Raw genomic sequence first — 20,296 nt, forward strand, 5'->3', positions numbered from 1 at the left:
AAGTTACGGAGAAAAAATTGACTTGACAGTATTAACGGATAAAGTTACCGAAAACTATACTGGAAAAGAACTGGATGATGAAATCGAGCTCGGTTATTGGGGAGCAAGATATCTTGATTTAATGCTGGGGTTGTGGATTTCCGTTGACCCGAAGAGACAATTCAGCAGCCCGTATCTGTACGCCGGGAATGGCGTGAATCCGGTGAACGGGGTGGATCCGGATGGAAATGTGTTTAATGATTATGGCAATCAATTGTTTGAGTATATGAAATCAACAAATTTTAATGGTAGTAAAACATTAAAATTTAACATGACTAGAGCTCATGATGATCCTGATCGTTATTTTAATATAAAACCTGTAAGAATTTCAAAAATTGAACCTAGTGCTCATAATAAACCTGGTTTTAAAAAGACGTATGATGTGTATTTTCCTGTGGATAAGAATGCAGATGGCACGGATCTGTCCATTATAACCTACATTACCGCAGGTCATGAATTAAATCATCCATATACTCATATGAAGGCTGGTCATAACGATGTTGGAAATGTAAAAACAGAAAAGGAATTTTTGGACAACTTAAAGAAGATGGCTGATGAGCCCGAACCAGATAAAATTTACTTAGATGATTACAATTCAGCAAAGGAGATGGGGGTTTATGATGATGAGTAAAACATATTTGATAATTTTTTTTTTGACAAGCCTCTGTTTTGCTCAAAAGAATGTGGCTTGCCGTTATTCTGATTATGATACAACGGGACAAACATCAAGTCTTTTGAAAGAAGTTGAATATGATTGCGGAATGTACTCAGTGTATAGTGTTTCGTGTTTTTCTGATTCAAGTTTTCTTTATAAATTTACCATTGGTGTACAACCTATTTCATCTTTAAAAATTAGACCAGAAGATTTTTTAAAAACAATATATGCCTTAAGCTGTAAAACCTTTAAATATTTTAAGAAACACGATGCTTCTTTAGATTTAAAAAAAGAAATTCTTTATTTGGAGCAGAACAAACGAGTGGAAAAAATTGTAATTTTTGATACTCTAGTGCGAGATTCATTTTATTATGCTTATATTGAAAGCTTATTTGATGGAGATTCTTTGATAAAGAGATCCTATAAGGATTCTGTATTTGCTGAACACTCAAAAAAAAGAAACGTAAAACAAGAACTGCGCCTTCACTAGCAAACTGCAACTATTGGGCGACTTTGTGTACAATTCCGAGGGTAATTTGACGGAAGACAATTACTTGAAAGGTGAGAATCTCAAAAAATGCACTTGTGCATTTTTATTGCCGAATCGTAGTGTATTGCGCTTTGTGCAACTCCAAAAGTCTGAAAATTTCCTATGCTTGGAGAGGTATGCCTATCGAGTTCACACAATATCCTCCGCAGAAGAATACGGGAAGTTCCAGCGACACCGCCCGCCTTTCGATGATGTACGACGGGTTGGGCAGACGCATCTCCAAGACGTTCCTGACAAAGTCGGCTACCACGGCAAGCTGGGATTCGCTCAAAGTGACGCACTACACCGGCATCGGCACCGAAATCAGGGAGTACAAGACCTGGAACTTTGTGCGTTTCCTCCATTTTTGGCATTTAATCCAAAAATGAATGAGAATATCGCAAAGGTTATAAGCAAAAGTGCCTTTTTTTCTATATTTCGCCCCACTTATGACCAAAAGTGGCGAGAATTTCGTGATAGCCCTGGATGGCGGTTCGGGTACCGGCAAGAGTACCACCGCTAAGATTGTGGCCAAGACCCTGGGTATCACCTATCTGGACACGGGCGCCATGTACCGCGCCGTGACGTTAGCTGCCCTGGACGCAGGACTCCCTGCCGAGGACGGCCCCGCCATGGACAAGTTGCTCTCTAACCTGACTCTGGGGTTCGACTCCGAAAATCACATTTTGATTAACGGGGTGTGCCGCGAAAGCGAAATCCGCGGTATGAAGGTGTCGAACAACGTGAGCATCTACTGCGCCCTGCCGTCGGTCCGGGCCGCCATGACCAGGCAGCAGCGTGAAATCGGCAAGAAGCAGAGCTGCATCTTGGATGGCCGCGATATCGGAACCGTGGTGTTCCCCGATGCCAAGTACAAGTTTTTCATGGTGACGGACGTAGAGGTCCGCGCCGAGCGCCGCTACAAGGAACTCCTTGAAAAAGGCGAAAAAGTGACTCTCGAAGAAGTCCTCCACAACTTGGTAGAACGGGACCGGCTGGACTCTTCCCGCGCAAACGCCCCCCTCAAGAAGGCGGACGACGCTATCGAAATTGACACTACACACATCTCAATCCAACAACAGGTGCAAAAGATTCTCGACTACGTAGGTGTAGTGGCGTAGCCTGAATCCTTTGAACCACAACCCAAATAAACAATATGTCTCAAAATCTCAAATTCGGAACTCAAGAAGATCTCGCTGAAATCCTCGCCGCCCAAGGCGAATGCAGCCCCGACTTCCGCAAGGCTAACGCCGACATCTACGCCGGCATGGACTGCCTGGAACAGGGCAAGCTCGTTACCGGTAAGATTAGCCAGGTGAACGACCAGGAAGTGCTGATTGACGTGAACTACTAGTCCGAAGGTGTCATTGACCGTGCTGAATTCAAGGACACGGACTCCCTCGAAATCGGTTCCGAAATCGAAGTGTTTGTCGAAAAGCTGGAAGATGAAGACGGACGTCTCATCCTCTCCAAGCAGAAGGCCGACTTCGTGCGCGTGTGGGACCGCATCCACGCCGCTTTCGAAAACAACGAAGTCGTGCGCGGTACGCTCACCAAGCGTATCAAGGGCGGTGTGGTTGTCGACCTGTTCGGCATCGACGCCTTCTTGCCGGGTTCCCAGATCGACCTCCGTCAGATCCCGGACATCAACGCCCTCATCGGTCAGGAATTCGACCTCAAGGTTATCAAGGTCAACAAGGCCCGCCGCAACATCGTCGTTTCTCGCCGTGTGGTTCTCGAAGAAGAACGCAACAAGCAGCGTGGCGACGTTCTCGAAACTCTCGAGAAGGGTCAGGTCCGCAAGGGTATCGTCAAGAACATCACCGACTTCGGAGCATTCATTGACCTGGGCGGCGTAGATGGCCTCCTCCACATCACCGACATGAGCTACAAGCGCATCAACCACCCGACCGAATTGCTCCAGCTCGGCCAGGAAGTCGAAGTTATGGTTCTCGACTTCAACGACAAGAAGGAACGCATTTCTCTGGGCATGAAGCAGCTTAAGCCCCATCCGTGGAAGGATATCGCTGAACGTTATCCCGAAGGCGCTATCGTCAAGGGTAAGGTTGTTTCCATTACCGATTACGGTGCATTCGTTGAACTGGATAGCGGCGTCGAAGGCCTCATCCACGTTTCCGAAATGTCCTGGACCCAGCACGTCAAGCACCCGTCCAAAATCCTCACCGTTGGTCAGGAAGTGGAAGCCGTGGTGCTCAAGGTCGAAGAAGATGCTGAACGTATCTCTCTCGGCATGAAGCAGCTGGAAAGCGATCCGTGGGATTCTATCGAAACTGAACTTCCGCCGGGTGCCCGCGTGGTTGGTGAAATCCGCAACATCGCTTCCTTCGGCGCCTTCGTTGAAATCAAGGAAGGTGTTGATGGCCTCATCCACGTGTCTGACATGTCCTGGACCAAGAAGATCACTCATCCCAACGAAATGGTCAAGAAGGGTGACAAGGTGGAATGCGTTGTGCTGGCCGTCGATAAGGAAAAGCGCCGCATTAGCCTTTCCATGAAGCACCTCACTGAAGACCCGTGGGATTCTGTGGAAACCACATACCCCGTGGACGCCGAAGTGAAGGGCAAGATCGTTCGCATGCTGGACCGCGGTGTCGTGGTTGAACTTGCCGACGGTATCGAAGGCTTCATCCCGGTTTCCAAGCTCACCGCTGAATACATCAAGGTTCCTGCCGATGCGTTCAAGGTTGGCGACGAAGTTCCGGCCGTGGTGACCGAAATCGACCAGAACAACCGCAAGATCTTCCTCTCTGTGGTGGACTACTTCAAGAACCGTGAATCCGCCGAGCTGAAGGCTTGGATGGATTCTCACAAGCCGGGCGAATCTGGCACCACCATCGGTGAAGCCGCCGCCCCCAAGAAGAAGAGCACCAAGAAGAAGGCTGAGAAGGCTGCTGACGAAGCTGCCGAAAAGCCGGCTGAAGAAGCCTAATTGGTTGTGGGTTATGAGTGATGAGTTCGCAAGCCTATGGCTTGCTTTGAGGTGAAATAATGGCGCTTCGTGCAAAATGAAAACACCTGGGACTTATCGCTAACCAGTCGCTTAAAGGAATCCCGCGGATAAAACCGCGGGGTTTCTTTTTATTTAGAATTGGATGTATAGTCAAGGGAATGTCATTGAATAGCTATCTTGTATCTGTGATGAAAAAGATTTTTTTGAGTGCTTTGGTTGGGACAGTCGCCCTCTCTTTTTGGGGGTGCGCTGGTGGGCCCAAGGTAGATGACCCGGAATTTTTCAAGAACAAGTCGGGTGTTATCGGCGTGTTCAGGCAGCCCGCCTTTTACTGCAGCGAGGCCAGCCCCCAGTATATGCAGCTGGGAGATTCTACGGTGCTGGTGAAACCCGCCTATAGCGAAGACCAGGACAACCTCTTTGTGCAGGAGATGGGCCCTGGAGTTGCAACCCTGAAATACTATGAATACGCCTGTGGCGAGGACAAGCACAAGTTCGTGCTGGATACCACCCGCAAGGACGGGGCGTCGGGCCTGGTGGTGCCGGAATCGGGATTCTGCAAGACGGTGGTTTCCTTTGTGGAAGGGGACAAGCTGTTTACCCAGAACGACGACCTGCTCATTGAATTTTTCGAGAAGCATAAGGTGGCCACCGGCTACCACATGATTCCCTACTGCGAAGTGGTGACGCCGAGAGGCCGGACCGTATCGACGGGCATGGATTCGGATTCCTTGCTGCAGGTGAAATACGAGGCGGCTATTGCCGATGCCGCTGAGGCAAAACAAGAAGAGATTTACCCGCTGGTCACCGTTACGCCAGAGTCGGAGGGAGTGACTTGGGACAGGGATTCTACCCATGTGCTGGTGATTACCTTCCACGATAGGCCTGACATTTACGATACGGATACGTTGGTCATGTCGCAGGAAGTATGGGTAGTTTCGGAAAAGGAACTGTATTCCTGGTATAAGTCGAACAATGCTGGCGTAAAGGATTGGGATGTCCGCTTCAAGCAACTGCTGGGAATTCGTGCAAGCGCGAAGTATACCCATTTCTCTGCTTTGTGGGTGAAGCCCATAGACCTGGTGCGTCCGGCTTACCAGACCGACGTAAAACTGGATTCCATGACGCTGAAGTTTGACGAAAGTTTCGACGACTACACCTACGACAAGGAGTTCAAACTTTCGTTCAAGCGCTGGTTCGACGACAGCCGTGCAAAGGCCTACGTCAAGAAAACGGGCTACCCCTGGACCCGTCTGGGCTATACCTATGACTGGGGCGCCGAAGACAAGAAATACGGTCTCACGGAATTCCTGATTTTGCAGGACTCCCATGTGCGGGTGCAGTTCACCAAGAACGTGCCCACCTTCGTGAAGTGGCTGGAAGAGCGGAATTAATTTTTTTGATTATCGACGAACCATGACCCGCCACAACTGCTGGCGGGCATTTTTGTACTTGCGTTCGAAGGCGGTGATGGACTGCTCAGGCTCGAACACTTCGCAGCTAACGGATTTCACTACTACATTGTCATCCCCGGCGCCTGTACTGAGCGAAGTCGAAGTATGACCGGGGATCTCCTTGACTATACCCGCCGCCAGTTCAAATTCCCGAGCATAGATTTCCCAGTTGGTCCGCAACTCCGTTTCTTGCGCCAACTGCAACAGGGTGGGGAATATGGGGTGCAGGTGGAAACGCCTGCCTGCTTCGCTCTGCTTGGGCCAGGGGTTGGGGTAATAGAGGGCGTGATAGGGAATGGCCCACTGCTTACTTGTTACTTTATCCAAAGCGAGCCGCCAAAAGTCGATGAGTTCCGCCCGGACATAGAAAATGTTTTTAGGTGCTTCTTGCTTGGCGCCGCCGTTTCGCGCCTCGGTGCCGCGGGACTGACCGGTGTCGAAGGCTCTGCCCGCCTTGTCCAGGCGGATGGCGGACTTGTCGATGCCGATGACAGGATAGTCCGGATAGCGCCTTGCCAGATGTTGTGTGCTTTCGCCGGTGCCGCATCCTGAATCCAGAATGACAGGCTGTGGGGCGGCGCAGGATGGTCCTTCGGACTGGGCGAACCTTTTGATGTAAAAGTCAGCGATGAACTGTTCCGCGTCGGCGAAGGCATTTCGGGTGTGGTCGGCGATGGGCCTCTTGTATTCGGTGGTGGCGTACTTGCGGACCAGCTTTTCCAAATCCTTGAAAGGGCCGTCTTGGTTGGACAGGACTTCGCGAGCGTTGTTCATTCCTGGACCTCGATGCCGTACTTGTTCACCTTGTAATGCATCATGCGGGGGCTTACCTGCAGGTCGCGGCCGGCGGCGCTCAGGTTCCCGTTGTTTTTGCGCAGGGCTTCCATCAGGATTTCTTTTTCGTAGGAGCGGAGCAGCGTGGAGAGCGACGCCGGACCTTCGGGAATGAGCGACGTGCCCGAGGTAACGTCGGTCTGCAATGTGGGCGGAAGGTCGTAGGCGTTGATGCTTACGTCTGTGGTGGCGAGGCAGGCGTGCTCGATGCAGTTTTCCAGTTCACGCACGTTGCCCGGCCAGTGGTAGCTCATGAGCATGTCGATGGCGGGAGTGCTGAGCCTCTGGATTTTCTTGCCGTATTTCAGGTTCATCTTGGCGATGAAATGGTCTGCCAAAAGCAGAATGTCCGTTTTGCGTTGGGACAGTTCCGGCAGCTTGATCTGGAAAATGTTCAGGCGGTAGTAGAGGTCTTCGCGGAAAAGCCCCTGCTGCATCAGGGTTTCAAGGTCCTTGCCGGTGCTGGCGATAATCCGGATGTTTGCGTTTTGGAAAATGTTGCTCCCCAGGCGGCTGAAGCGCCGGTCTTGCAGGAACTGCAAAAGCTTGGTCTGTGCGGCAAGGGGCAGGGAGCCGACCTCGTCTATAAAAAGGGTGCCGCCGTTTGCCTGCTCCGCCTTGCCCAGGTGGCGTGCGGTGGCGCCAGTGAAGGCGCCCCTTTCGTAGCCGAACAGTTCGCTTTCCAGGGAGTTGAATCCTTCGCCTGCGTTCAGGGAATCGCAGTTCAAGATGACGAAGGGCCCGCTCGCCCTTTCGGACATGCGGTGCAAAGTCCTTGCGGTGTGTTCCTTGCCGGTACCTGCCGCCCCGCGGATAAGCACCACGGCGTCGCTACTTGCGATTTGTCGCACCTGCCGCTCCACCTCTTGCATGGCGCGGGTGTTTCCGATGAGATCGCTGGGAGTGCCGCCCATGAGGTCCCGAAGTTCCTGGAATTTCTTCTGGTACCCCGTTTCGACGGCGGCGAAATTGTTGCCGATGATTTCTTGCAACCTTTGCCTCAGGCGGTCCTTGGCACGGATATGGTGCAGGGCGTCGTCGATTTGGCGCAGGGCTTCTGTTTGCAGGGCGTTGAATTCCATGGCCTAAATATAGGATTGTTAGGCGGTTTGTTTTGTCTGTGCTTTACAAATATGTAATAATAGTGATGAATTTTACAAAAATGTAAAGAAAACGGCCTGAAATTTGCCATTTTTTCACTGCAAAGCTACCGTTCTCCTTTCTATTTTTCGCCCCGAAACAAAAGGACGCACTATGATCAGCACCCGCAAGAATACCGTCAACGATATCGCTTCGGCACCTGCCACCCCCATCAAGCCCGCCACGCCGGCAAATATCGACTATTTCGGCGAGGACGTGTTCAATGCCCGGGCCATGCGGAACTACCTTTCCAAGGAAACCTGTGAAAAGCTTTTGGCCACCATTGACGAGGGCGCTCCCCTGGACGCCAACATCGCAAGCGAAGTGGCCCATGCCATGAAGCGCTGGGCCCTGGACCGTGGAGCTACCCACTTTACCCACTGGTTCCAGCCCCTTACCGGCTCTACCGCCGAAAAGCACGATTCCTTCTTGGAACTGGAAGAAGGCAAGCCCATCATGGTGTTCAGCGGCAAGAACCTGATTGTGGGGGAGCCGGACGCCTCCAGTTTCCCCAGCGGGGGCCTGCGCTCTACCTTCGAGGCCCGGGGATACACCGCCTGGGACCCCACCAGTCCCGCTTTTATCAAGCGCCACGGTAACGGTGCGACCCTTTGTATTCCCACGGCGTTCTGCAGCTATACCGGCGAGGCCCTGGACAAGAAAACGCCCCTGCTCCGCAGCTTGCAGGCCCTTTCCAAGTCCACCCGTAGGCTCATGACCTGTTTTAAGGCGAGCCCCAAGAAGACCACCGTGACTCTTGGCGCCGAGCAGGAATATTTCTTGATCGACAAGCGTTTTTACCTGCAACGGCCGGACCTGTACCAGGCGGGGCGCACTATCTTCGGGGCAACACCTGCCAAGCACCAGCAGATGGACGACCACTACTTCGGTAGCATTCCCACCCGCATCTTGAACTTTATGAACGATGTGGAAATGGAACTGTGGAAGCTTGGAATTCCGGCCAAGACCCGCCACAACGAGGTGGCTCCTGCCCAGTTCGAACTGGCTCCCATCTTTGAAGAGGTGAACCTGGCCTGCGACCACAACATGCAGATTATGGAAGTGCTCCGTCAGGTGGCAGACAGGCACGGGCTGGTTTGCCTGCTCCACGAGAAGCCCTTTGCCGGCGTGAACGGTTCGGGCAAGCACAACAATTGGAGCATTACTTATGGTCATGGAAACTTGCTGAACCCCGGCAAGGACCCGCACCAGAATGCGGTTTTCTTGACGGCTCTCTGCGCCGTGATTTATGCGGTGGATACCCACGCCGACCTGCTCCGCATGACGGTGGCGGGAGCGGGTAACGACCATCGTCTGGGGGCCAACGAGGCACCTCCGGCGATTATGTCTATCTACCTTGGTGACCAGCTGATGGATGTCATCGACCAGCTGGAACAGGGCGTGCCCAAGTCCAGCAAGCAGGCGGGTGCCATGCGGATTGGCGCAGACGCCTTGCCGCCGCTCCCTCGGGACGCTACCGACCGTAACCGCACGAGTCCCTTCGCCTTTACGGGAAACAAGTTCGAATTCCGCGCTCCGGGCTCTAGCCAGAGCTGTTCCGAACCCAACGTGGTGCTGAACACCATCGTGGCCGAAGCTTTTGACATGATTGCGGAACAGCTGGAAAAATTGGACGAGAAGAATTTCCACACGGGACTGCAGAAGATTCTCCAGAAAATCGTGAAGGAACACAAGCGCGTAATCTTCAACGGCAACGGCTATACCGACGAATGGATTGCCGAAGCGGAACGTCGAGGACTCCCCAACATCAAGACCTCCATGGAAGCCATGAAGGCCCTGGTGAAAGACGAGAATGTGGCCCTGTTCGAAAAATACGGCGTGATGAACCGTCGCGAGATGGAATCCCGCTACGAAGTGAACGTGGAGGATTTCCACAAGCGTATCCATATCGAAGGGGAAATCGCCCGTGACCTGGCAAAGAACGTGATTTTGCCCAAGGTGGTGGATTCTTACTCCAATGCCCTCAAGACAAACGAAATGGCCCTGAACCAAGGATTCCCTGGCTTGGATGGTTACGCCAAGGCTCTGGGCGAAGGTTCTTCGAAACTGATGGCCGCCATTGCCAAGATGGAAGCCTGCCTGGAGAAGGACCACGAGGATATTCTCGACGCCATGGCGGAACTTCGCGGCGTGGTGGACGCCCTGGAAAAAATCGTGCCCGACGACTGCTGGCCCCTGCCCAAGTACAGGGAAATGCTGTTCATTTACTAAACCATTTACGTACAAAAAAACACCCGAGGTCCACTGCCCCCCCCCTTTTTCTATATTCATTGTTATATTTAGAGGGGGGGGGGTATTCCCCTCAAAAGGAGAAAACTATGAAAAAACTACTATGGACATCGGCTATTGCCCTGACGGCCGTGGCGTGCCTTACCGCCTGTGATGAAAGCACCAGCGGTGCCTCTAATGCCATCGCATCCTACAAGACAGAAACAGCCCTTCCGGACACCTGCGAGATGGAAGTGGCCAAGGCTGGCGACACCTACTTCGCCTGCTTTGAGAATAAGTGGGTGGAAGTTACGGACTCCGCCACCGTGGAACAGTTCAAGGAAGGCCTTGACGAGGACGAAATCAAGGGAAAACTTGAAGAACTGGAAGACCTACTGAAGCCCACCACGCCGGCTAAGCCCAAGTCCTCCAGTAGTAAGAAGACGGACGAGGATGTGGAGTCCAGCGACAGCGAAGAGCCCGAAAGTTCCGCCAGCGAAGAAGAATGCACTGGCCGCCGCTGCAAGACCGACAATTCTAGTAGCTCCAAGAAGAGTAACGGTGGAAACGGTGGCTCTAGTGAAGGTGATGAAGGCGGCGAAGGAAGCTCTCCGTCTAGTGCCGAAAGCAGTTCTCCCTCCAGTACTGAATCTAGCTCTCCGTCCAGTGCCGAAAGCAGTTCTCCCTCCAGTACTGAATCTAGCTCTCCGTCCAGTGCCGAAAGCAGTTCTCCCTCCAGCACTGAATCTAGCTCTCCGTCTAGCGCTAACTCCAGCGTGAGCAAATGTGGCGGCGTTGTCTACGATCCCGAAACTCAGTCCTGCGTTGGCACAGTAATCAAGGACAAGTGTGGCGATAATCTTTATACACACCAGCAAAACTGGGCCTGTGTTGACGAAAACTACTACTATATCGATCCGACAGACGAAGATTTTGTCTATGTTGTCGACAAGAGAGACGGCAACGCCTACAGAGTCTTAATGGGACCGGATAAGGTTGTTTGGATGGCCGAAAACCTGCGGTATGATAATGGCTCAACTAGGTGTTATTCAGGAGATAATTCCGAGTGCTCGTTGTATGGCAGAGCCTATACTTGGACAGATGCGGCCGGTAGTATTTGTCCAGATGGTTGGCATACCGCGAGTGGCGACGAATGGATTAATCTTGTTTCGGCAGCTGGAACAACAACAAAAGAATCTTTACAAAATCTCAGATCCACAAGCGGATGGCGTGAGGGCTATAATGGCAATGATGAATTCGGATTCAATATGTTGGAAATTAATTTCCGAGATAATTCAAGTGGAAGCCGTATTTCTGGGGCGTATTTCTGGTCGTCAGATGAAGTTGGAACAGCATACGGAAACAATGTCACCATATATGAAGACTTTAATTGGAATGGTGCCGATGGAGGCGATTCAAAAACACGCTATGCCTCTGTCCGTTGCGTAATGGATGACGCCACCTTGCCCAAGTTGGCGAAAGCTCTTGACTAATTAATTCCGTATCGTTTGGACATTCACGCCCGAGGTTCTCTGAACCCCGGGCTTTTGTTTTGTTCGTGCCACGAGCCCCACACTTCTAATTACTACATTTCCCTACTACTACCAAGGGGGCTTTATGCAAGATGCTGAACGGGATAAACGCATATCCGAACTTGTGAAAAAGGACCAGGAGCACGACGCCCGCCTGGATGCCCAGGCCGAAAAGGATTACGAGCACGACCTGCGTATCGATTCCCTCTACAGCAAGGAACGGGAGCAGGAATTCAAGATCAAGGCCCAGGTGGCAAAGGACGCGGAACACGATTTCCGCCTGAATTCCGTGGACTCCAAGAACGAGGAGCAGGATTCGGAACTGCACCGCCAGTCCATCAAGGACCGGGAGCACGATGCCCGTCTGGAAACCCTGGAAAAGCTTTATGCGGACTTGGCCGCCCGTGTGGAATTTCTGGAATCGCAACTGAAGAAATAGGCCCATGTCGCAGCCAGTCCGGAACATCGCCATCCTTGCCCATGTGGATGCGGGTAAGACCACCTTGTCGGAACGGATTCTGTTCACGGCAGGGGAGGTGCGTCGTCCGGGCCGCGTAGAAGAAGGCCTTGCCACCATGGACTACCTGCCCGAAGAAAAGGACAGGGGCATCACTATCGAAAGTGGCGTGGCCCACTTTGAGTGGAAGGATACCTGGTTCAATTTTATCGATACGCCGGGTCACGTGGATTTTGGCGCCGAGGTGGACACGGCCCTCACGGCGGTGGAAGGGGCGATTCTTGTGGTGAGTGCCGCCAGCGGTGTAGAGACCCAGACGGTGGCCGCTTTCAAGAAACTTCGGGAGGCGGGCGTTCGGACGATTTTGTTCGTGAACAAGCTGGACAATCCCGACTATTCCCTGGACGAAACCCTTATCAACATCGAAGAGGTTCTGGGTGTGCGTCCGGTGCTCATGACGCTGCCGGAATATCGGGACGGCAAGATGACCGGCGTGCTGGACGTGCTGAGCAAAAGCCGCCTGGAACATTCCGCTACCGGCGAAGAGGTGGTGGACGAAGGCTGGAACGTGGATGACGGTTGGGACCAGGCCCACGACCTGAAAAAGCACTACGCCGAGGCGGTGGAATTTGCCAGCAATTTTGACGACGAGATTTTGAAGCTTGCCATGGAAGGTAAGCCTGTGCCGGCGAAGATTCTCTTGCGGGGGCTGAAAGCCCTGGCGGCAAGCGACGATTACGCCCTGTGCTACGCAGGCTCTGCCATGGAAGGTTTTGGCGTGCGAAGCCTCACGACGGCGCTGACTTTCTTTTTGCCAGAGGTGCCCGCCTTTGACAAGGGCGAACTGGGTCAGGTGATACGCCTCCGGTATTTCAAGGGCGTGGGGGAGATTTCCATATTCCGCAGCCACACGGATTTGGAGCGCAAGGCGTGGCCTGCTGGCTTTGAGTTTTCGAGACTGAAGGCGAACCTGCTGGTGCCTGTAGATGAAATCCGCGCAGGCGATATTTACGCTATGCGCACCCCTTTCGAGACGGAACTGGGAGAGGTGATTTATTTAGACGAGAGACGAGAGACGAGAGACGAGAGAAGTGAGGCGCGAGGCACGAACCCCGAGCCTCGAACCTCGAACCCCGAGCCTCGAACCTCCATCCGCGACAAATATCAGCCCCTTTTGCAGACCCGCGTGGAGTGCCTGGGTTCCGAGGATTTTTTGCATGTGGACAAGAGCCTGAATATGCTTGGCCGTATGGACCCCAGTTTCCGCGTCCAGAAGGATGACGGCGGTTTCTGGTACTTGCATACCGTAGGCGAGGTGCAGTTGGACGTGCTGCTTTCGCGCCTGAAACGGGAATTCGGTTGCGAAGTGAAGGCCGGAAGCCCCGAGGTGCGCTGGCAAGAGCGTTTATGTCGTGAGGTGGGTCCTGTGGAAAATTCGTTCCAGCTTGGGCCCCACAAGATTTCTATCAAGCTTTCGGCGACGCCTTTGGAAGGCGATGCCCATGATATACGTCTTTCTGCGGAATTTTTGGAGACTGCTCCCCGTGAGATTCTGGCCGGTGTCCGCTCGGCCCTGCTGGAATCTGCCGAAGTCGGGATTCTCGGCAAGGGAGCGCTGGTAGGCGTGCGCTTTGAGGTCCACGAGTTCACCTGGACCGAGGGAGCGCTCCCGCCTATGATCAAGAAGGCCTGCGCCGATGCAGTTACAAAGCTGATCAAGCCCGCCGATGTGGAACTTTACGAGCCCATCATGGAGCTTTCTCTGGAATGCCCCGTGAACTTTGCAGGTCTTGTGACCGGTGATATCCAGTCACGGGACGGCAAGGTGAAAGAAATCGGCGGCGACGGCAAGACCCATTTTTTGAAGGCGGAAGTCCCGCTGCGAAAAATTTTCGGCTATGCTACCGGCGTGCGGAGCATCAGCAAGGGCACTGCCCTTTACAGCATGAAGTTGCTGGGGTATAAGCAAATAGGGAAGGCGTAGCCCTCCTTATCCTTATACTTAAAAAGCGCCGCAAGCGGCGCCCACAGACGTAAACACAGACAAAAAGAATAGCACAGTCATTGTGTTTATGTCTGTGCAAGGAGGGTTTTAGGGAGGGTGTAACCCTCCCTATTCGTTACATTCTTGCCATCTTGGCCCGGCGCCTGAAATGCTCGATAAGCGGAGCCACGGTGTCCTTGAAGTCATCGTGGGTCTCGATGCGCACAAAGTCGATGGACATGCGCTGGAACAGTTCCTTGGTGGCCTTGCCCTGACGCTTTGCCTCTCGGGCGAAAGCCTCCCGGAAGGTGGCGTCGCCGGTATCGATGAGGAGTGTTTCTCCGGTTTCGGGGTCTTCCAGTTCTACGAGTCCTGCGGGGGGCAGTTCCGTTTCCCGGGGGTCAACGACGGAGACCGCAAGCACGTCGTGGCGCTTGCGCAGAATCTTGAAGGCGTTTTCGAAGCCCTGGTTCAGAAAGTCGCTCATCACCACGACCACGGCACGGCGGTTCAGAATCTTGCCGGCATATTCCAGCGCCACTTGGGTGTTGGTGCCGTGGTGCTGCGGCTTGAAATAGAGGATTTCGCGGATAAGCCGCAGCACGTGCTTGCGGCCTTTCTCGGGCGGGATAAACAGTTCCACCTGGTCGGTGTAAATCAGCAGACCCACCTTGTCGTTGTTCTTGATGGCGGCAAAGGCGAGAAGTGCGGTCAAAGTCGCCATGACTTCGCCCTTCATCTGCTTGCCGGAGCCGAATTCCGAGGAACTGGAGGCGTCCACCATCAAGAGCATGGTCATCTCGCGTTCTTCGATGAACTTTTTCACGTAAGGAGAGCCTGTTCGGGCAGTCACGTTCCAGTCAATGGTGCGCACGTCGTCGCCCGGCATGTACTCCCGGACTTCGCTGAATTCCATACCGTTCCCTTTGAAGGAACTGTGGTAGGCACCGGTCATGACGGTGTCCAGCGTTCCGCGGACAGAAAGCTCAATGCGGCTGACGGTCTTTAAAACTTCTTTGTCTAGCATTTCGCCCACAATATACAAAGTTTACGGCTGTGAGGCAAACGGGGGCGTTGCGGGGGGAAAGCCCCCGCTAGAAGGGGTGGTGAGCAACAACGCTGGCGTTGTGCGAGCCAGGGGAAAGCTTTCCCCTAACCATTGACACATCAAGCGGATCCCCGACCAAGTCGGGGATGACAAAGAGGGAATCCCCCGGGATGACACTTCTTGAGTCCCGCTATCCTAACCACTAATCACTAACCACTAACCACTAACTAATACGCCCCTTCGCCCTTGAAAACGACCTTGAAGGTCTTGAGGATGAGCTTGAAGTCGTCGGCCAGCTTGCCACCACGGCGGATGTAGTCGTTGTCCAGGCGCATCTGCCCTTCGAAGCTGATGTTGCTGCGGCCGCTGACCTGCCAGATGCAGGTGAGTCCGGGGGTTACGGAAAGGCGCATGCGATGCCAGGGTTCGTAGGTTTCCACCTCTTCGGGCAGGGGAGGCCTTGGGCCCACGATGGACATGTCGCCGTTGATGATGTTCACCAGCTGGGGCAGTTCGTCGAGGCTGAACTTGCGGAGAACACGACCGAAGGGGTAGATGCGGGGGTCGTTCTTGATTTTGAAAGTCTTGCCGCCGGTCTCGTTCAGGGCCATGAGATCTTTTTTTCGTTCTTCGGCATCTACGTACATGCTGCGGAACTTGTACATGGTGAACAGCGAGCCGTTCTTGCCTACGCGGGTCTGCTTGAAGATGATGGGCCCCTTGGGGTCGCTGATTTTTACGGCCAGGGCACAGAAAAGAAGTACCGGCGAAAGGATAATCAGGCCCAGCAGGGCGCCTGTAAAGTCCACGCAGCGCTTGATGATGTGCCGAAAACGAATCTTGTGGGGGTGGGGCCAGATGTGGTCCATGTTCAGACGGTCAACACGGAAGAAACTGCCGTTGGTGCTGTTGAATTCCTTGATGGTGTCGGCCAGTTCCAAGTTGTCCTTTTCTTGGAGGCCGGTATAGAGGTAGGCCTTGAAGATGGGCTTCTTGGGCTTGTGCCGCAGGTTCTGGATAAGGCCCGCGTCGTTTAGCCTGTGAAGGATCTCTTTTCGAATATTCTCCAGGGTGGAAAGGTCCGAATTCAGCAGGATGACCCCGATGCCGTTGCCGTCGGAAAGGTAGCCGATGACATCGATGAACCGGAGGTGGGAGAACATGGTAAGCAGGCTGATTCGCCAGGTCTGCTCTACGGTTTGGTTCGGCCATGCCCAGCCCAGCAGGTCGAACTGGTGGGCGTAAATCTGGACAAAGATGAAGGGCTTGCGGGTGCGGTTTGCCCGCAGGAACTCCTCGTTCAGCCTGGCCCGGAAAAGCCTGGCCGGATAGACGATGTTCTTTAGCCTCTGCTCCGTGAGTATGGAGTCAATGGCTGGATTTACCGATCCCTGTTCCATGGGAGTAAATATAGCAAATAGGAAAGCTTGGAACTATATTGAGTTAAGAGTTCAAAGTTACTAGTTACTAGGATTTAGGAATAAGATGCTATTTGCTTAGAAATTCATCTCTAACTAGTAACTAGTAACTAGTAACTAATTTCGGACATAACTCCTTTTTTCTACATTTACCGCCGTAAAATTCAAAATGGAGACGCCTTATGTTGCGTATTGGTCTTATTGGAACGGGAACCGTCGGTGGCGGAGTTATCCAGATTCTGGAGCAGAAAATTGCCGAGTACAAGGAAAAGCTCGGTGTGGAACTGGAACTGGCCTGCATTTGCGCCAAGTCCGAAGAAGAAGTGGCCCCCTACAAGGCGAAGGGTTACAAGGTTTCGACCAACGCCGACGAAATGATTGCCGGCAACGACATCGATGTGCTGGTGGAACTGGCCGGTGGCTACAACATGCCCCGCAAGTGGATTCTGGCTGCCCTCGAAAGCGGCAAGCACGTGGTGACCGCCAACAAGGCTCTTCTCGCCAAGTATGGTCACGAGATTTTCCCCCTGGCCGCCAAGAACGGACTGCATGTGCTGTTCGAAGCTGCCGTAGGTGGAGGCATTCCCATTATCCGCAGCCTGCAGGAAGGCCTGCTGGGCTCTACGGTAGAAAGCCTGAGCTGCATCATCAACGGCACCTGCAATTACATCCTTAGCCGTATGGCCGACGAAGGCCTGGACTTTGACGTGGTGCTGAAGGACGCCCAGAAGCTCGGCTTTGCCGAAGCGGACCCCACCTTCGACATCGAAGGTATCGACTCCGCCCACAAGACGGCCCTGCTTGCAAGCCTCTGCAGCGGCAAGCGGGTGGATTTTGAAAAGATTCATGTGACGGGTATTTCCAAGATTACCGCCCAGGATATCGCCTTTGCCAAGGAAATCGGTTGCTGTGTTAAGCTCCTCGGCATCTATCATCGGGATGGCGACCGTGTGGACGCCCGTGTGCATCCCTGCTTTGTCTCTAACGAAAACCTGCTTTCCAACGTGAACGGCGTGATTAACGCTGTCTACCTCAAGTGCGATAACCTGGGCGAAACGGTGCAGACCGGTGCCGGTGCTGGCCGCCTCCCGACGGCCTCTGCCGTGGTGGCGGACCTGGTGTCCTTGGCCCGCTCTGTGGACATGGGCAGCCGCAGGGCGCTCCCCATGGGCTGGTTCAATGTGGAAAATTCCGCCACGCTGGTGCCTATTTCGGAAACGTCTTCCCGCTACTACCTGCGCTTCACCTCCCGTGACGCCTGCGGTGTGCTGGCGAAGATTACAAGCATCCTCGCCGATAACAACATCTCCATTGAGACCATCATCCAGAAGAATGTGAAGGACCCAGGCAAGGTTTCCATTGTGGTCATTACCGAAAAGACCCAGGACAGCAAGGCCTCGAAGGCGGTGGAGGCTATCGACGCCCTGCCCGAAATCGTGGAAAAGAGCCAGGTTATCCGTTTCCTGGTCTAAAAATTGGTTTCTGGACGGACCATTTTGTAGATTAGGCCTGTATGATTCGTGCCGCCACATTGGAAAGGGTGCTCCTTCTCCTTTCGGACTTTCTCGCCCTGACAATCTGCTTTGTCCTGGCGTACTGGGTCCAGTTCCATAGCGGCTGGATTGCCGAAAAGTTCGACCCTTCCAAGACCCTGGATGCCTACTGGCATATCGGGTGTGCCCTGAATATCTGCTGGCTGTTCTGGTTTACCTTTACGGGGCTGTACCGCACGTGGCTTTTACAGTCCAGAACTTTGCAGGTCTTGCGGGTGTTGCGGGCCGTTTTTGTAGGTGTGGTCCTGATTATTGTCGGGCTGTTTGGCTCTGAGTTTATGGGCAAGGTGGCCGCCGGTGCTCCCCTGACTGGCAACTACATCTATGGTTCCCGCTTTACCTGGATCTTGGTCTATGGTGTCTTTGTATTGGTGCTGGTCGCTGCGTTCCGCATGGTGCTGTACCTTGGGCTAAGGTCGTTGCTCCGTCGGGGCTATGGGGCGAACAAGGTGCTGGTCCTTGGCTGTACGGAATCCGGTAAGAATATTGCAGAAGCTTTGAAAAAAGCTCCTGAGGTTGGTCAGCAGGTGGTGGGGTTTGTTGATGAACGCTATCAGGTGATGGACCATCATTTTTGCGATGTTCCGGTTCTTGGCAAGTATTCGGATTTGCCCACATTGGTCAAGAAGTTGGGCATTTCGGGAATCATTATCGCTCATGACAGCTCTTCTCCGCAAGAAATCATGCGTGTGCTGGTATGGGTTTGCGAACTTCCCTTGCATATCTACATTGTGCCTGAGCTTTACCCTGCCGTCAATGGCCGGTTCAAGAGTAACCTGGTCCACGGGTTCGAACTGCAGGAACTTTTCCCCTTAGCCATGCCGCCCTGGCAGGTACAGATCAAGAGATTCCTGGATATTGTTATTGGTGGAATTATCGGACTTTGCTCCTTGCCGGTGTGCCTGTTGGCGGCCATCGCCATCAAGCTGGATGACCACGGCCCCATTTTTTATTCCCAGGAACGCATCGGCCTGTACGGTAAGCCCTTTACGGTTTACAAGTTCCGCACCATGCGCACCGATGCCGAAAAGTTCGGGGCTCAGTGGGCCACCAAGAAGGACCCTCGCATTACCCGTGTGGGGCATTTCTTGCGCAAGACCCGCATTGATGAACTACCGCAGATTTTGTGTGTACTGAAGGGCGACATGAGTATGGTGGGGCCTCGTCCCGAACGTGCCGTATTCATTGGCAAGCTCCGTGAGCAGATTCCCTTTTATATTGGACGCCTGAAGATGAAACCCGGTCTTACCGGCTGGGCCCAGGTGCGCCACCATTATGACAATAGTATTGAGGATGTTCAAATCAAGCTGCAGTACGATATGTATTATTACGAGAACATGAGCCTGCTTCTGGATTTCCAGATTCTCGTGCGGACGGTCTATGTGGTTTTGACCGGAAAAGGAGCACAATGATGAGTTAATAGTTCTGAGTTACTAGTTACTAGATAGTCTTAACATAGATGTTTCTGGTATCTAATAACCATGTTCTAGTGACTTTTCGACATTAAATAATGCGGCGAAGCCGCTCTAGTAACTATCAACTATTAACTAGTAACTAAATTATGTACGGCGATAACTCAACACCTGTTTTCCCAGTTAACGATGCTCTCACCATGATCCGTCTCGCGTTGGCCGAAGACGTGCGGACAGGCGATGTGACCAGCGAATGGACTATCCCCGCCGACCAGAGGCAGCATGCCCGCCTGATAGCGAAAGAAGACGGCGTGCTGGCAGGACTCCCTGTGATTGAACTGGTTTTCCAGGAACTGAAGGCAAGCGTGAAGGTGACGCTCCACAAGAAAGACGGTGACGTGGTCAAAAAGGGCGACCTGATTGCCGAAATGGACGGCACCACCCATGAACTCTTGACGGGCGAACGAACGCTCCTGAACTTTATCCAGCAGCTTTCGGGCGTGGCCACGGTGGCCCATACCTTCCAGGAAGCCCTGAAGGGCGGAAAGACCAAGGTGCTGGATACCCGCAAGACGGTGCCCGGTTTCCGCACATTGCAAAAATACGCCGTGCGTGTAGGGGGCGGTTCCAACCATCGCATGGGACTTTTCGACATGGTGTTGGTGAAGGACAACCACATTGCTGCGGCAGGCGGTGTTTTGCAGGCTCTTGAAGTGGTGAAGAAGAACAACAAGCAAGGCCTGATGGTGGAAATGGAAGTGGAAAATTTCGACCAGCTGCGGGCCTTGTTGAACAAGGGCGTAGACGTAATCATGCTGGACAACATGAGCAACGAGATGATGGCCGAGGCCCTGAAGATTATCAAGGAAAGCGGCGACAAGTGCCTGGTGGAAGGCTCTGGAAACATGACGCTGGAACGTGCGAAGGAAATCGCTACCCTTGGTCTTGACTATATTTCGGTCGGGGCATTGACTCATAGTGTGAAGGCTCTTGACATCTCCATGAGGATATAGTCTCTATGTAGAAAAGGAGATGCCCGGT

The 20,296-nt window shown here is 53.1% G+C and carries 16 protein-coding genes and 1 pseudogene; 13 read left to right on the forward strand and 4 right to left on the reverse strand.

From position 1 onward, the window contains the following. From IKB43_07685 to IKB43_07710, 6 genes and pseudogenes are all read left to right on the forward strand, one after another. Nucleotides 1-670: hypothetical protein (locus IKB43_07685; GenBank protein ID MBR2470013.1), on the forward strand; the 670-nt coding region annotated here is incomplete at its 5' end. Next, on the forward strand, nt 657-1,184 hold the full coding sequence (locus IKB43_07690; protein ID MBR2470014.1) for a hypothetical protein: 528 nt from the start codon (nt 657-659) through the stop codon (nt 1,182-1,184). The genes IKB43_07685 and IKB43_07690, both read left to right, overlap by 14 nt. A 176-nt stretch (nt 1,185-1,360) precedes the next feature. Then, a complete protein-coding gene (locus IKB43_07695) occupies nt 1,361-1,612 on the forward strand; it encodes a hypothetical protein (protein ID MBR2470015.1) in 252 nt (83 codons plus the stop codon). 60 nt (nt 1,613-1,672) lie between these two features. Continuing rightward, complete coding sequence (locus tag IKB43_07700; GenBank protein MBR2470016.1) at nt 1,673-2,344, forward strand: (d)CMP kinase; 672 nt, start codon at nt 1,673-1,675, stop codon at nt 2,342-2,344. Nucleotides 2,345-2,379: 35 nt separating this feature from the next. Beyond that, nucleotides 2,380-4,173 (forward strand): annotated as a pseudogene (gene rpsA / locus IKB43_07705) (30S ribosomal protein S1). A 209-nt stretch (nt 4,174-4,382) separates the two neighbouring features. Beyond that, nucleotides 4,383-5,588, forward strand: a complete 1,206-nt coding sequence (locus IKB43_07710) for a hypothetical protein (protein MBR2470017.1) — start codon at nt 4,383-4,385, stop codon at nt 5,586-5,588. A gap of 9 nt (nt 5,589-5,597) precedes the next feature. On the opposite strand, the gene IKB43_07715 is transcribed toward IKB43_07710, so the two are convergent. Beyond that, nucleotides 5,598-6,422 (reverse strand): methyltransferase domain-containing protein, encoded by an 825-nt coding sequence (locus IKB43_07715; GenBank protein MBR2470018.1) that lies wholly within the window; start codon nt 6,420-6,422, stop codon nt 5,598-5,600. After that, nucleotides 6,419-7,564: a sigma-54-dependent Fis family transcriptional regulator gene (locus IKB43_07720; protein MBR2470019.1), complete on the reverse strand. Its 1,146-nt coding sequence runs from the start codon at nt 7,562-7,564 to the stop codon at nt 6,419-6,421. Before IKB43_07720 ends, IKB43_07715 begins: the two co-directional genes overlap by 4 nt. Nucleotides 7,565-7,736: 172 nt before the next feature. On the opposite strand from IKB43_07720, the gene IKB43_07725 reads away from it, so the two are divergent. The 4 genes from IKB43_07725 (at nt 7,737) to IKB43_07740 (ending at nt 13,824) form a co-directional block, all read left to right on the forward strand. Beyond that, nucleotides 7,737-9,854: a glutamine synthetase III gene (locus IKB43_07725; GenBank protein ID MBR2470020.1), complete on the forward strand. Its 2,118-nt coding sequence runs from the start codon at nt 7,737-7,739 to the stop codon at nt 9,852-9,854. A gap of 107 nt (nt 9,855-9,961) precedes the next feature. Further along, nucleotides 9,962-11,344, forward strand: coding sequence for a hypothetical protein (locus tag IKB43_07730; protein ID MBR2470021.1), 1,383 nt, complete (start codon nt 9,962-9,964; stop codon nt 11,342-11,344). 124 nt (nt 11,345-11,468) lie between these two features. After that, nucleotides 11,469-11,822 carry a hypothetical protein gene (locus IKB43_07735; GenBank protein MBR2470022.1) on the forward strand — a complete coding sequence of 118 codons (354 nt, stop codon included), beginning with the start codon at nt 11,469-11,471 and terminating at the stop codon, nt 11,820-11,822. A 4-nt stretch (nt 11,823-11,826) separates the two neighbouring features. Next, nucleotides 11,827-13,824 (forward strand): GTP-binding protein, encoded by a 1,998-nt coding sequence (locus IKB43_07740; GenBank protein MBR2470023.1) that lies wholly within the window; start codon nt 11,827-11,829, stop codon nt 13,822-13,824. Between the two features lie 136 nt (nt 13,825-13,960). On the opposite strand, the gene IKB43_07745 is transcribed toward IKB43_07740, so the two are convergent. Both IKB43_07745 and IKB43_07750 read right to left on the reverse strand, forming a co-directional pair. Then, a complete protein-coding gene (locus tag IKB43_07745) occupies nt 13,961-14,851 on the reverse strand; it encodes a DUF58 domain-containing protein (protein MBR2470024.1) in 891 nt (296 codons plus the stop codon). 248 nt (nt 14,852-15,099) lie between these two features. Further along, nucleotides 15,100-16,272: a sugar transferase gene (locus IKB43_07750; GenBank protein ID MBR2470025.1), complete on the reverse strand. Its 1,173-nt coding sequence runs from the start codon at nt 16,270-16,272 to the stop codon at nt 15,100-15,102. A 200-nt stretch (nt 16,273-16,472) separates the two neighbouring features. Here IKB43_07750 and IKB43_07755 point away from each other — a divergent pair, with 200 nt between their 5' ends. The 3 genes from IKB43_07755 (at nt 16,473) to nadC (ending at nt 20,268) form a co-directional block, all read left to right on the forward strand. Next, nucleotides 16,473-17,762, forward strand: a complete 1,290-nt coding sequence (locus tag IKB43_07755; protein ID MBR2470026.1) for a homoserine dehydrogenase — start codon at nt 16,473-16,475, stop codon at nt 17,760-17,762. A 41-nt stretch (nt 17,763-17,803) separates the two neighbouring features. Continuing rightward, a complete protein-coding gene (locus tag IKB43_07760; GenBank protein MBR2470027.1) occupies nt 17,804-19,255 on the forward strand; it encodes a sugar transferase in 1,452 nt (483 codons plus the stop codon). A gap of 149 nt (nt 19,256-19,404) precedes the next feature. Then, nucleotides 19,405-20,268, forward strand: coding sequence for a carboxylating nicotinate-nucleotide diphosphorylase (nadC, locus tag IKB43_07765; GenBank protein MBR2470028.1), 864 nt, complete (start codon nt 19,405-19,407; stop codon nt 20,266-20,268). The last annotated feature ends 28 nt before the right edge of the window (nt 20,269-20,296 follow it).

This window comes from Fibrobacter sp. (assembly GCA_017503015.1).
GTDB lineage: Bacteria > Fibrobacterota > Fibrobacteria > Fibrobacterales > Fibrobacteraceae > Fibrobacter.